The sequence below is a fragment of the Bradyrhizobium sp. 27S5 genome (assembly GCF_037217225.1).
GTDB classification, from domain to species: Bacteria; Pseudomonadota; Alphaproteobacteria; order Rhizobiales; family Xanthobacteraceae; genus Bradyrhizobium; species Bradyrhizobium septentrionale.
Genome location: NZ_CP147714.1, coordinates 385,906 through 398,930, shown reverse-complemented (window position 1 = coordinate 398,930; position 13,025 = coordinate 385,906). Strand labels below are relative to the sequence as shown.

General features: G+C 57.7%; 16 protein-coding genes. 7 read left to right on the top strand and 9 right to left on the bottom strand.

Annotated features, from left to right (window positions below; translation table 11 throughout):
• Positions 1-267 precede the first annotated feature (267 nt).
• Positions 268-417: a hypothetical protein gene (locus WDM24_RS01940; protein WP_338830248.1), complete on the bottom strand. Its 150-nt coding sequence runs from the start codon at positions 415-417 to the stop codon at positions 268-270.
• Here WDM24_RS01940 and WDM24_RS01935 point away from each other — a divergent pair.
• From WDM24_RS01935 to WDM24_RS01915, 5 genes are all read left to right on the top strand, one after another.
• Positions 416-937 (top strand): hypothetical protein, encoded by a 522-nt coding sequence (locus WDM24_RS01935; RefSeq protein WP_338830247.1) that lies wholly within the window; start codon positions 416-418, stop codon positions 935-937. The two genes, WDM24_RS01940 and WDM24_RS01935, sit on opposite strands and share 2 nt — an antisense overlap.
• 159 nt (positions 938-1,096) lie before the next feature.
• Positions 1,097-1,810 carry a hypothetical protein gene (locus tag WDM24_RS01930; protein WP_338830246.1) on the top strand — a complete coding sequence of 238 codons (714 nt, stop codon included), beginning with the start codon at positions 1,097-1,099 and terminating at the stop codon, positions 1,808-1,810.
• Positions 1,811-2,195: 385 nt separating this feature from the next.
• On the top strand, positions 2,196-3,788 hold the full coding sequence (locus tag WDM24_RS01925) for an ATP-dependent nuclease (RefSeq protein ID WP_338830245.1): 1,593 nt from the start codon (positions 2,196-2,198) through the stop codon (positions 3,786-3,788).
• 46 nt (positions 3,789-3,834) lie between these two features.
• A complete protein-coding gene (locus WDM24_RS01920; RefSeq protein WP_338830244.1) occupies positions 3,835-4,851 on the top strand; it encodes a hypothetical protein in 1,017 nt (338 codons plus the stop codon).
• Between the two features lie 220 nt (positions 4,852-5,071).
• Positions 5,072-6,085: a hypothetical protein gene (locus WDM24_RS01915; protein ID WP_338830243.1), complete on the top strand. Its 1,014-nt coding sequence runs from the start codon at positions 5,072-5,074 to the stop codon at positions 6,083-6,085.
• 29 nt (positions 6,086-6,114) lie between these two features.
• On the opposite strand, the gene WDM24_RS01910 is transcribed toward WDM24_RS01915, so the two are convergent.
• The 4 genes from WDM24_RS01910 to WDM24_RS01895 all read right to left on the bottom strand — a co-directional run bounded on the left by WDM24_RS01910 (position 6,115) and on the right by WDM24_RS01895 (position 8,455).
• A complete protein-coding gene (locus tag WDM24_RS01910) occupies positions 6,115-6,489 on the bottom strand; it encodes a hypothetical protein (protein WP_338830242.1) in 375 nt (124 codons plus the stop codon).
• Between the two features lie 13 nt (positions 6,490-6,502).
• Complete coding sequence (locus WDM24_RS01905; protein ID WP_338830240.1) at positions 6,503-6,754, bottom strand: hypothetical protein; 252 nt, start codon at positions 6,752-6,754, stop codon at positions 6,503-6,505.
• 20 nt (positions 6,755-6,774) lie between these two features.
• Positions 6,775-6,903, bottom strand: coding sequence for a hypothetical protein (locus tag WDM24_RS01900; protein ID WP_338830239.1), 129 nt, complete (start codon positions 6,901-6,903; stop codon positions 6,775-6,777).
• Between the two features lie 319 nt (positions 6,904-7,222).
• The gene (locus WDM24_RS01895; protein WP_338830238.1) at positions 7,223-8,455 is read right to left on the bottom strand and encodes a phage major capsid protein; all 1,233 of its coding nucleotides are present in this window, start codon (positions 8,453-8,455) and stop codon (positions 7,223-7,225) included.
• A gap of 392 nt (positions 8,456-8,847) precedes the next feature.
• Between WDM24_RS01895 and WDM24_RS01890 the strand changes: the two genes are divergently transcribed.
• Positions 8,848-9,171, top strand: coding sequence for a hypothetical protein (locus WDM24_RS01890; protein WP_338830237.1), 324 nt, complete (start codon positions 8,848-8,850; stop codon positions 9,169-9,171).
• 177 nt (positions 9,172-9,348) lie between these two features.
• Positions 9,349-10,227: a recombinase family protein gene (locus WDM24_RS01885; RefSeq protein WP_338830236.1), complete on the top strand. Its 879-nt coding sequence runs from the start codon at positions 9,349-9,351 to the stop codon at positions 10,225-10,227.
• Here WDM24_RS01885 and WDM24_RS01880 read toward each other — a convergent pair.
• From WDM24_RS01880 to WDM24_RS01865, 4 genes are all read right to left on the bottom strand, one after another.
• The gene (locus tag WDM24_RS01880; RefSeq protein ID WP_338830235.1) at positions 10,224-10,640 is read right to left on the bottom strand and encodes a hypothetical protein; all 417 of its coding nucleotides are present in this window, start codon (positions 10,638-10,640) and stop codon (positions 10,224-10,226) included. The two genes, WDM24_RS01885 and WDM24_RS01880, sit on opposite strands and share 4 nt — an antisense overlap.
• Complete coding sequence (locus WDM24_RS01875; protein WP_338830234.1) at positions 10,633-11,043, bottom strand: hypothetical protein; 411 nt, start codon at positions 11,041-11,043, stop codon at positions 10,633-10,635. The genes WDM24_RS01880 and WDM24_RS01875 overlap by 8 nt, the downstream gene beginning before the upstream one ends.
• Positions 11,044-11,247: 204 nt before the next feature.
• Complete coding sequence (locus WDM24_RS01870; protein WP_338830233.1) at positions 11,248-12,621, bottom strand: primase-helicase family protein; 1,374 nt, start codon at positions 12,619-12,621, stop codon at positions 11,248-11,250.
• 4 nt (positions 12,622-12,625) lie between these two features.
• Positions 12,626-12,901: a hypothetical protein gene (locus tag WDM24_RS01865; RefSeq protein WP_338830232.1), complete on the bottom strand. Its 276-nt coding sequence runs from the start codon at positions 12,899-12,901 to the stop codon at positions 12,626-12,628.
• Positions 12,902-13,025 lie beyond the last annotated feature (124 nt).

Below are 13,025 nucleotides of genomic sequence, written 5' to 3'. Positions count from 1 at the left end.
ACGTTTGTTGCATTCCCGAGCCCGCGCAGCGCCTCCGAGGTACCCTCTCCCCCTGTGGGAGAGGGTGGCGCCGCAGGCGCCGGGTGAGGGGCCTGTCTCCGCAGATAGAGACCCCTCATCCGGCGTGGACTGCGTCCACGCCACCTTCTCCCACAAGGGGAGAAGCACGATTTTGACTACGACGAGAACCCATTCATTTGCAAGCACTTATCGCAACGGCCATTCCGCCGTGTCACCTGCTTTGTAACCTGAAACCGGGAGCGCAAATCAACTGGGGACAACCGGCATGCCGTCCCCGCCCGGGGCGGTCAGCCGCGTTGCCTTGACCGCCTTTCCGGTTATGGCAAGCTCCACGGCGGAGATCAGGCCATCCACCATTGCCGCGCGCCGCAACGCCAGCAAAGGGAGATCAATCATGGCCGATGACGACATCCGCGATCTTGAAACCCGCGCCGCCCTTGAGGCCGAGTTGGAGCAATTGCTCTATGGTCAAGGTTGGGGCGATGGGTCCGCCGAGTTGGCCCGTGAGTTGATGGCCCGATGCAGCGCCGACGAGGTCGCGGCGCGGATGCAAGAGATGCGCGAATTTGCCGAGCGAAATCCGGGAAAAGTATTGCGCCGCGCGCCACCCGGCACGGTTGACTTCGCCAGCGTGCAGCACGCGCGTGACCTTGCCGAGATCGACGCCGCCGTAGAATACGAGGAAGCCGTAGTCGCGCAATTGACCGCCGTCATGGATCAGTCGCAACTCGACCATACGTCACTGATCACCATGACGCTGCGTGCGTTGCTCGATGCGCTCGACTGCGATGCCCATGGCAACATCGACCGGCTCACGGCCATTCCGAAGATCGCAGATCAGCTTGAAGTCTTCATGGATTTTGCAAGAAAAAGAAACCAACTGCCGCCGCTGTCGCCGAACCCGCGACGGATTTGAGCAGCGCGGCACCTCGACAACCGCCGTGAACGGCCTATCATCACCCTGCCGGGGCGTCGGCCTGACAGCGCGAACCGGCAAACGGAAAGCCTCGCTGCTGGCACGCGGCGGGGCTTTTCTTGCAGGCGAAGCCATCACACAAGCAAAACAATTTGGCCAATGGCGATAGCAATCGAAATCAGCACGCCCTCCGACCTGAAAGAGGATGACGTCACACTGATCAAAGAAATCAATGCTGGCCTATGCCGACTACAGGCGCAGAGGGTCGATCAAATCGAAGTTGAAGGTCGCCTGATGGAGTCGAAGCTAGCATGGAAGCTGGCGGTCTATCGAGAGGCCGTGCTTTGGCGGATCGTGGCACTGACCGAAAGCGTGGCCATCAACTGGAATAGCGGCAACATTGTCGGCGCGTATCTGTCCGCCAGAGCGTTAATCGAAACAAGCGCGCTATTGCTCGATCTTGAACATGAGTTGAAAAAGCATATCGATGCCCGCGACATTGCTGCTCTCAATACTCTCCTGAACAATCGGACCTTTGCAACGCGCGAAAAGCAATGGGTCGAAATGGACCCGGAATCCGCAGCGATCAACGTCCTAACCTTGATTGATCGGATGGATAAACGCACAGGTTCAGGCATTCGCAGGCTCTACGACCTGATGTCTGAAAGATGTCATCCAAACTATTTGGGCCATCACCAAATGTTCGGCACGCTCGATGTCGAGACTGGCACGACGAGCTTCTCGGAATCGAAAGATATTGAGCGCCACCGGGATGCCATATTGGGCGCAACCGTTCTTCTGTTGCTCGATGAAAATTGCATCGACCGGCTAGAGAACGAAATCGAGCGAGTCGCCGCACTTCAGACTGCATAGGTCACCTTCGCGGCATCGCCGAATCCGGCGGGCTTCGCGGACTTGTTTGCGGGGGCCGAACGATCGACCCGCAAGGTCGCCACAACGCGCGGCGGCAGATGGTCATCGGTGGACTGTCATGCGCCTACTTGGTCGTCTCCGATCCTCACCGACTCCAGTTTCGACCTCGACGATAAGGGCAGACGCGAAGATGAAGTTGGGAAATCGAACGCTTTCCCCACAATCGAAAAAACTCAAACTTGCCTTGGGAGCATGACTTTCGGCTTGGTTCGGGCAGTTTACGAGGGTGGCTATCCCCGAAACTCCTACGATTTAGCAAAGCACGGGCTTGCAACTTTACCGGGAAATATGAAAGAAGTTTCCATTGGTACGAGGGGGATTCGGGGTGACAATCGAACGCGTTATCGTGCGCAATTATCGCACGCTGTATGATGCCGATCTGAAATTTGGACCGGGCACTAACATCATAGTGGGTGACAATGAATCGGGTAAATCAACGCTACTTGAGGCTATTAATCTGGCGCTAAAGCGCCAACTGTCGCGCCGCCCTGCGGACTACGAACTCCATCCATTTCTCTTTAACAGCAAGACGGTTGCCGAATTTATTGCCAGTCACAAGTTCGGAACGCCAAAGCCGCCGCCGGAAATTCTGATCGAGCTATATTTACGCGACCACGAAGACCTCGCCGTACTCAAAGGCACTATGAATAGCGAGATATTGGATCAACCCGGCATCGCACTGAAAATAAAACTCGACGACAATCTCAAGGATGAGTACCGCGAGTACATCAAGAATCCGGACGAACTTCGTAGCATTCCTATTGAATACTATGAGATCGAATGGCTTAGCTTTGCGGGTGATCTTCTTACCAGCAAAGCGATCCCGGTTAAGTCAGCCTTGATCGATCCAAGCTCAATCACCAATACGCATGCTGCGAACAGATACGTCCTAGAGATCGTGCGGGACTACTTGACTAAGGTGCAGTCTGTTGAGCTTGCGCTCTCCTATCGGAAGATGCGCGATGAATTCCAAAACGACGCACGCATTCATGCCATCAATAGCGACTTGGCTACGAAGGCGGGCATTGTCTCCGATAAACGTCTCTCGGTAGCGATGGATGTGACCTCGCGCGCGAGTTGGGAGACGGGCGTGATGCCTCACCTCGACGATATTCCTCTTACTCTGGTTGGTAAGGGCGAGCAGAACGCGGTGAAAGTGAAGTTGGCGATGGAAGCTTCGGAGGCCTGCGATATTTTCTTGATGGAAGAGCCTGAGAATCATCTTTCGCATACTAATCTCAACCGGCTAATCGGGAAGATTGTTGCCAAGTCGGAGGGGCGACAACTTATCATCACGACCCACAGCAGTTTCGTCCTCAATAAACTTGGCATCGACAACACGATCATGTTCGACGGGCGGCACGGCGTCCGCCTTAACGATCTTCCGAAGCCAACCTTTGCCTATTTCAAGAAGCTTCCCGGCTACGACACGTTGCGAATGATTCTTGCGAAGCGCAGCATTCTCGTCGAAGGCCCATCCGATGAGCTGGTTGTCCAAAAAGCGTTTTTCCAAACCCACGGGACAATGCCGCTAGACGCTGGAGTTGAAGTGATTTCGGTCAACTCTCTTGCTTTCAAACGGTTTCTGGATATTGCGCGCCTTCTTAAGATAGATGTTTCAGTCGTAACCGATAACGATAGCAACGAGGAAGCCAAAACAGCCAGTTACGCTGAATATGCCAAACACGAGAACATTTCTGTCTGTATTGGCAAGGGCGATAAGTTTCCGACGCTCGAGCCGCAGCTTTTAAATGCGAACGGGCTAACGAGGCTCAACTCGCTGCTCGGAACGTCATACGCGGAGGGGGACGCGCTGCTGGACTACATGAAATCCCACAAGACCGACGTAGCCCTGAAACTCTTTGACAGCGCGCGGCCATTCATCATTCCGGACTACATCAAAGATGCCATCCGTTAATCGCGTCATACTCGCGTGTGCTGGTTCTGGCAAAACGACGGCTATTGTGGACGACGCCTGTACCGACGCATCGAAAAGGTCGGCGCTTATTACCTATACGATAAACGGCGCGGATGAATGTGTGAAGATCGCGTGCGAACGGTATAAGGCTGTTCCTTCTCATACGGTGATCAGCACATGGTATGCATTTCTTCTTCGTCACTTTATTCGACCCTATCAGACGCAGCTATACAAGCCGCGCGTGTCGCGGCTTCTATTTGTGCGCGGGCAGACAGCGCGATTTTCGAGGGCGACAGATATCGACAAGCATTACTTTTCCGGTCCGGGAATGATCTATCTAGACAAGGTCTCAAAATTCGCGTGTGACATCATTCAGCAAACGGACGGTCAGCCGATCCGGCGCTTTGAGCACATTTTTGATCGGCTATTCATCGATGAGAGCCAAGATTTGGCTGGGTACGATCTTGAGCTGGTTGAATATCTTCTCAAATCGGCAACCGATATTATTTTGGTCGGTGACTATCGTCAGGCCACCTACACTACAAACGATTCAGGAAAGAACAAAAAATACGTCCGCAGCAACATTGTTGAAAAGTTCAAAGCTTGGGAAGCGGCCAAGCTGTGCGACATCGAGTATCAAACGTCGAGCCGTCGCTGCGTTCAGGAAATTTGTGACTTTGCTGATCTCTTTTTTCCGACTGCGCCAAAGACGCGATCTCTCAATACGGTTGCGACCGGCCATGACGGAATCTTTGCGGTCGAGCGCCGCCATGTCGCTGACTACTGTGCTCGATTCCAACCTCAACCTTTGCGCTATACCCGCACCCATGTCGTGGCGGCGGGGAAGCCAATCAACTTCGGCGCAGCCAAGGGCATGACCTTTGACAGAACGCTAATTTATCCGCACGGGCCGTTGCGGAAGTATCTTGAAACTGGAAAGCTGGCGGACGCTGCGAAGGAAATTCCAAAGTTGTATGTCGCCGTGACGCGCGCCCGACAGAGTGCAGCCTTCGTCATCGAGGATGGAATGGCTCTCGCGACCGTGGCGCGCTATCAGCCATAGAAGTTTCTCAGAGTGCCAAACGCGAACATGGCGCGCGCCCCCTGCCGCGCTCCATGCCGAGAAGTGTCAGGGCGGCCATGACGGTGCGTCGGCAATGCTGCAGATATCATCCATTGGACGCGAACCAGAGATCGTTTGATCGATTCGTAGAACTCACGAAGCGGGCACTTCGCTACGTGATAGCAACTCTCACAGTTGGTAGCTCATTGCGATGAAGGTCTTGGAACTGACGGATAGAGCTGTGTCAGCCAGCAGCATCGCCAAAAGGAGATGCTTCGCCTGCGGCGGGCCACCTAGTAGCGGCATTGGCGAGCATATAATTCCCAAGTGGCTTCAAAAGAAATTCCGTTTATTCGATGAGCAACTGACGCTGTTGAATGGGACGTCTATTCCGTATCGGAATTTGACTGTCCCATGTTGCATCGAATGCAATACTGGATTTTTGTCGAGAATTGAAAGCTCTGTTCAGGCTGTCCTTCACCGTGGCAGCGTATTGACGAATGAAGATAAGCTTGCTCTGGCGCGCTGGCTTTCTAAACTCTTAATCGGACTCTTAGTTAAAGAAACCGGTCTCCTGTTCGACCGATCAAAGCCAAGCCTCGGAACAATTGTCGAACCGGATTTCATCGACGAACTTCGCCATAGCCACTTTGTAATGCAAAGCGCGAGAAAGGCCACGTCCTTCCGCTGTCTCCACAGTGAATTTCCTTTCTCGCTTTATTCCTACAGAGTGTCGAATTATCGAAAAAATCATGAGTTCGATCTCTCGACAAATATCGCCGGACAGTCAATTTCAATTAGAATTGGCGGGTTCGGTGCCATTTTCATAAACGATGGCGGTCTCCAGATGGAAGTCGGCCCGAAGGGTCCGTTTGACCTATCAGGTTCTGACCTGTCCGAAACACAGTTCAGAGAAATCTCGGCTCGCGTTCATTACAAAGCGGCGCTTAGAGAGGCGACGCACTTTTACCTGACAGTTGAAAATGAAGATTCAATCCAGACTGAGCAACTGCACGTCAGGTCGTTTTCGGGATGCCTGCCGGGAAGCAGCGAGTTGCGGATCTTCCGTGATTGGAATCAAACTGAGCTTAGCTATGCCATGTCGGCATATATGCATGTTGATCGCTCGATCTTATTTGACGAAGAGACGCAGACTTGCCGAACAACGCTTTTCGATCAAGACGGCAACCTAGTTGCTGAGCCGAAGCCGTGGCCAGACGATCCCGGAAGATAAGAACTTCGGCGCGTCGATTTCCCTGCGCTTTAATTCCGCATATCTAATGCCATGACCAGCGTCAGCATGACGTCGCCCAGCCATCGCTCGCAGGGCTGTAGGACGACCAGATGCAGGTCCGGTGGTTTGCCGTTGTGCCGGTATTGCAGGCTGAACAGCTTGCGCTGCGGGTCGAGCAGGAAGTTTTCGCCGTCCTCGACCTCATAGGCATCGATCCGGCGTGGCAGCCGCTCATTCGCAGGCTTCTCTGCAAAGCAGTAGCGACCGCGCTGGACCATCCGCCATTCAGTGAAGCGATCATTTTCGTCCACCTGCACAGCTTCATCGCCATCGCGAGCAATCAATTTGAGCGTGGCGAGGCACAGCATGCGGCCCTGTTCGGCATCGGGCGTCGTCATGTTCATGGCTTCGCTCATCTCAAATGCGCTTGCAGATGTCGTTGACCCGGTCTTCGAGGCTTTGGTATTTGGCAAGGAGCGCCGCCACGTCATCGACAATGCGCTGCACCTTGGCCTCGGTGTCGCCCGAGCTTTTTGAGTGCTTGGCGACATCGGCCCTCAACTCGTCAAGCGCGGCCATGCGCGCCGCATCCTGCTGCGCCAGCGCCTCGCGGGTCTCTTTCACTTCCTTCAGGAGTTCACCGAGACCGTCGTCGATTTGTTTGTTCATGGCTTCGGTTCTCTTTCGGTTTACAAGTCGCAGGCCGCTTTGACCTCGCCCTTGGCGTTGACGAACTGATCGATGCCGTGCTGCGATCCAATGCCACTAGCATTGGATTTTTCGCCTAACCCGTTGCTGATCTTGGCTTTGCTCGGCATGGCCTTTCGGAACGGGATCACTTCCGCGCTGGCGCTGCGGTCGCGGCTCGCGGAACATTCAGGCTGCGGCAATGCGGTGGCGGTCAGATAGTAGCCGTCGCGCGACCAGTAGCGTGTCTCGCGCGGCAGGTCGGCGGGATCGCAGCGCGCGCGAAAATAGCCGAACCATGGGCCGAGGTCGCCGCCGCTGCCATGGATATGGATTTTTTGACAGAACGGACATCTGACCGTGAGGCTGTGTGTCCGCCCCGGCGCGCGCGCAGGATCGGGATGTGGCCGTCAATGAACAGGCTCATCATTGGCGTCGGCCTTTTGATGTTCACTTGATCCGCAACAGCCTTGCCGCGTTTGCGCACGTCACCGCGCCGCCGACGCGGGCTTCAAACTTGAATAGCGAGCAGAACCCCGCCGAATAAGGGTCGTGCTGCATCGTTACCGCCTTGCGGTTCGCGATCATGTAGGCCGACTTCCAGTTGCCATAGGCGACCGGCGTTGCACCCGGCGCGACGTCAGGCATCTGGGTAGCAATCTTGACCGGGCTGCCGAGCAGGTTAAAGGTCAGCGGGTCCTGCGGGCTTTGCATCATTATTGGTCGCCCGTTGGCGTCAGAAAGGGTGAACATCAATCCGGCGGTGCGCTGGTTCATCAAATAGGCCGCGTTGGCATCCCAATACTGCACCGGGATGGCGAATTTAAGCATCACGAGGTCTTGCCACGTGAACTGATTTGCTGGCGTAGCCGCCGCCGTATCGCAGATCGGAATCCCGCTGGACGGCAGCAGGATGCCTTGCGGCATGCCGATCCCGCTGCCGATCATCACGGCTTCGGAGACGGTGTTCCTGAACGCACGGCCGACCTTGCCGAGCAGCCAGTTCTCGATGTTGAAGCCGCTATCTTCAAGTAGATCGCTTGTGGCACAGGCGATGTACCGCAGCGGCTCCGGCTTGATCTCCAATTCGCCAAGCAACGCGGCCAGATCGACGCCGGTCGGACTGTTGGCGAAGCAGGCGCTCTGGCAGGCCCATGCCGCGTTGTCGATGTCGCCTCGGTCAACGAGAAACTTGATTGACGAGCCGCTGATCGTGACGCTGTCGAACAACGATGTGATGTCGGTCGGACTGACCACGCACGACAAAATTCGGTCGCTTAGTTCAACCGGCAAAATAAAGCCGTTGCTGCCGAACGAAAACGACGACAGGGCCTTGCGCATCGCTTCCGGAAGCCTGCCCACATCGGCGCTGTGCATCAGCGCCTTGATGGCCTCGATATGAGTGGTGGCCTCGGCGATCTGATCCTCCGAGGCTACGAACGGATGCTGCACATCATGCTTCGGAATTTTCAGATTGTGCTTCAGCTTCAGGAGACCAATGGCCGCCTTGCGGTTGGCATCGTCGCCGAAGGACTCTTGGCCGGGGCGGTTGATGCGCAGCGCCAATCGATCGATGTCGGATTTGATCTGCTTGAGAACCTTGTCGCGCTCGGCTTCCTGCTGCTCCAGCGTCTCGCGGGTCTCTTTCACTTCCTTGAGCAGTTCAACGAGTCCGTTGGACATGATCACTTTCTCCACGGCGCATGGTGGCGCGCGCCGATTATCCAGAGTGGGTGATCTCCTTTGATGCGTCCTGCGATGGAAACTTATTCCAAAGGTTGGCGCGCGGCTATTGTAGATTGCGTGCTGTGCCCGATGAACCGGCGTGACTTTCAGAGTCACGCGGAGCGGAAGCGGGTGCGCGTGGCAGGTGATTTGCGCATTGCCGTCTTTGCCGGTGATGCGGGCGTCAGGTGTACATTTTACACCTGCTTTCGTTGCGCGTTGTTGATCGTCATGTGGCTCAGCCCTGTATCCCTTGCGAGATCGCGCGTTGACTTGCCCGCGTTGGCCGGATCGGCGACGACCTTCGCGGCGAAGTCGGACAACCCGCACATGAAGGGAGACCTTAACCAATGAGCGAACCGCACCGCGCCGCCGCCGTGGTGGCACTGTTCGAGGACACCGTGCGACGGCTGAAGGCGATGCGCGGCGATGATCCGCTGGCGATTGCCGATGCCGCCTTTGCCGTGGTGCAGGCGCGTTTTCCTGACTTGACCGGAGCCGAGGTGCAGCGCGCCGCTGAAATCGTGCGGTTCGACGCCTATTCCGGTCTGTTCGAGGCCGCACAGGACAGGCCGCCCAACAGCGTCGAAGAACTGGACCAATGGCTGGCCACGGCGGAAGGGCGGGCGGCCTATCAGCGCGCCGGGAGGATGCATCGCGACGGGTCCGCATGATGCGAAACTGCGGGTCAGGGTGCCTGCCGCGACTGCGATTCGCGGGCCAATAGGAAGGCCGCCCATGCGCCTCCATCGGCGGGATGGGAAACCACGGGCGGCTGGGATTCTGCGCACTGGCGGCGCGCGCGGCGCGGCAATGGGGCGGTCGATGGGCCAGTTGATGATGGGCGGCGCGTGAAGCGCGATATTTTCAAATTGGGTGGCGAGGTGGTGCCGTGGAACCCTGACGGAACCGCTCGCGCCCTGAGATTCAACCTCCCGGTCACGTTGCAACCTGAGACTGAATTGATGGGCGTGCGTTTGCCCGGATCGGCGGCGGCTGTTACATACAACGACCGTTGTGTGTGCAGAAGCCGCAGGTTCGGAAGGGAAGATCATTCTATGACGCAGCCCATCATCGCCTATATCCGCGTCAGCAAAGCCAAGCAGGGCCGCAGCGGCCTCGGCCTCGAAGCGCAGCAGGCCGCGATCAAGGCGTTCTGTGCCGCGCACGGCTACGCGATCAAGGGCGAGTATTGCGAGGTCGAGACCGGCAAGGGCGCGGATGCGCTGGATCGCAGGCCGCAGTTGGCGGCAGCGATGCAGGCCGCCCGCAAGCTCGGCACCGGCTCAAGGCGCAAGCGCGATGCCGCGCCAGTCGTGGTCGCCAAGTTGGATCGATTAAGCCGCGATGTTCATTTCATCAGTGGCCTGATGAGCGAGCGCGTGCCGTTCGTCGTCACTGAACTTGGCCCCGACGTCGATCCGTTCATGCTTCACATCTATGCCGCCGTCGCCGAGAAGGAGCGCGCGGTGATCGCGCAACGGACCAAGGATGCGCTAGCGGCCCGCAAGGCACGCGGCGAGCCGCTTGGCAATCCAAAACTCAATGCCGCGCGACGGCAGGCCGCCGACGCTCATGCCGAAAGTCTGCGCGCGGTTGTCACTCCACTCGCGGGCATGACCACACGCGCAATCGCCGCACATCTCAATGCAAAGGGCATCAATACCGCACGCGGTGGGCAGTGGCGGCCAGCCACGATCTGGCGTCTGATGCGGCGGCTCGGCATTTAATGCGACTGCGCGGCGGGCTTGCCGATCAATAGATTGATCGCTGCTTCCAGATCATCCGTGCTGCTGGTTCGCTCGGCTGGTTCGATCAGCATGGCATCGACGCGCATCGGCTGATCGAGAGCAAGGATCGAGGCTTCCCGCTCCATCAACTTTATCATCACGGATGCGGCGGCGGTTTCTCCTGCAAGTGCAGCTGCCATGTACGGTCGGGCCATGACCTCGATCCGTTCTAGCTGGCGTCTGGCGGCATATGAACGATGTGGCCGGTTAATCTGGATCATCAATCGATCCACCGCCGCCCGGACTTCACGGACGGTAATTTGATAACGCCTCGCGATGGCGCGTTCATTGTAGCCAAGCGCGATAGCCTTGACGATTTCAGCATCGCGGTCGTCGCAGATCAGATCATCCATCGATCTTCTCCTTGAGTGAACGACGATAGCGCATCCGGTGGCGACACCGATACTCGTAGCCGCAGCAGCGGCGGCAAGCGAACGCGCCATGCTTGTCGTCGTAAAGAAAATACGCGCCAGCACCGCATCGACATATCAAGCGCGCACGCGCACCGCCATGGATCAGCGTCAGGGGGATCAGGCCAAACCGGATCACCTGCACGCGATCACCGATCAAAATTATTCTGCCATGGCTGGCGCGCACCGTAGCTTTCTCGCCATCCGGCCACCGCCACGTCGTCACTGCGCCCTCGATCAGTGCGCCGTTGCGCGCCATCGCGTTGACATCGATCCTGCGATGCCGCTCGACCAGTTCGTCGTCGCGCCACGCATGGCCGCTTGTTGCACCGCCAAGTCCGAACATGCGTGAACTCTACAATGATTTCGCCCAGCCGCCAGATGCGCGGCCTCGCCGCTCCTGCACCGGGCATGTGTTGCTGATTTCTCGCGTGACATTGCGTCGATCACTGACACCACTGACCGTGGTGTCGTTGGTGTCAGTAGTGTCAGTGGTTTTCTATACCAGACTATTTTGAAAATACTGGGAATAGGAAATCACTGACGTCACTTACGCCGCTGACGCGCCCGCTTTTTTGATGGCCTCGATCCGCCTTTGGACGGCCTCCAGTCGCTGTTGCTCGTTGAGGCTCTTGCGGGCGTAGATTGCCTGCCGTCTGCCGTCGATGCGCCACAGGCCATCATCTGCGTCGGGATTGCGCACCGGGACGAAGCCGCATTCCTCCAGCCGGTGCGGGATGCGACGGGCGTTGGTCTTGGCGTCCTGCACCCAGCACGCAATTTTGGTATGACGGCCATTGCTTGCTTCGGCCTTGGCGATCAGTTGCCGCAGCGTGATCGTGTCGAGGGTCTTGCCCGCCTTCTGCTTCTCGTCCCGGATGTCATCGAGCAGGTCGGCAAGCTCCGCATTCTCGGCCGAGCGGTTGGTGTTGACGATGGCGTAGAATGCCTCCGTCTTCTTCGGTGGTGCCTTCGGATTGAAGCCGACGAGGTTGAGCGTAGCGAGGTAGTGCGCTATGGCTGCATAGCCGCCCTCGTCGTACCAGCGCCACACATCGCGCCAGTATTCATCGGTGAAATCGGCCTTGGTGAGATCGCTCCACGCCACGAAGTGGCGGCGGTCGTCGGGCGCGAGATAGATGCCGTCGCTCTTGTGGTTGGTGGTGAGGATGACGCCCGTGACGTTCGGCACGGGGTATTCGCCGAGCCGCTTCTCGTCGATCCATTGCACGGGCGGCGGCGCGGCGATGATGGTCTTGAGATGGTCATAAAACGCAAAGCGGTCGAATTCGCCGAGGTCGCGGCCCTCGTTAATCACCAGCAGCACCGATTTCAGGAACTTGTTGAAGCGGCCCATAGCCTGCTTCGGCGAGACGCTGGCGCAATTCCATTCTCCGACCGCGCGCCGCACAGGCTCAAGTATCGTGTCCTTGCCAATGCCTTGCTCGCCGCCCAGCACCAGCGCGTGGTTGATCTTGATGCCGGGGTGCTGCACGCGATGGGCGAACCAATGCACGATGTGCGCCGTCAGGTCGCCATAGAGCTTTTCGATGTGGTCGAGCCAAGTCGTCACGTCGCGCGTGGGCACGCCGCGCGGATGATCCAACGGCGACCTGTAGGAATTGAAAATCCGCGAGCCGTCTTTGTCGGCAAAACCGCCGTTGTCGATCACCTTGTCGGCAATCAATGGCGGCTCGCCCGGTGCCCATGTCAATTGCATGACCGCGCGGTTTTCATCGAGCCACGCGCTCGGCTTCAGGTTGCCTCGCATCGGCAGCCGCGCATCGACGCTTTTCGCGGGCCACATCTCGCGGGTCGGAACGAAGATGTATTCGTGCCGGGGCAGATAGGCGAGAAAGTCGTCAAATTGCAGCGGCGCGGCCTCGTCATCGATGATGTCGGCCAGCCTGATTTCATCGCGCATCGGATCAGCCTCCACACCGTGATCGAATGATCCGGGCGCGGCGCAGGCAGCGCAGGCAGCGATCCATCAGAGCGGCAGGTCCGCGTCCATCCAGTCGTGCGATGAGGCCATCGAGTTCGGAAATGACGGCGTCGATCTCACCGGGCGGCGCTGCCAACGGATAGGGCCATTGCCGAAGCTGTCCGGCAATGGGGGTCAGTTTGCGCTTGATGCTGCCCTGCTGATCGGGCGGTAGGCAGCGCCGCCGCAGTGCCTCGTTGAATTCGCGGATATTGCTCATAGCTCGCCTCCCTTTTGTGAAGGCCAGCACGTCGGCGCGAAGGGCTATGGCGATCCGGGAATGGCGGTGCTATGTTGAGCGTGTTCCAACTCTGAAAGTAGCACCACGGCACTTCCTCGGGCCG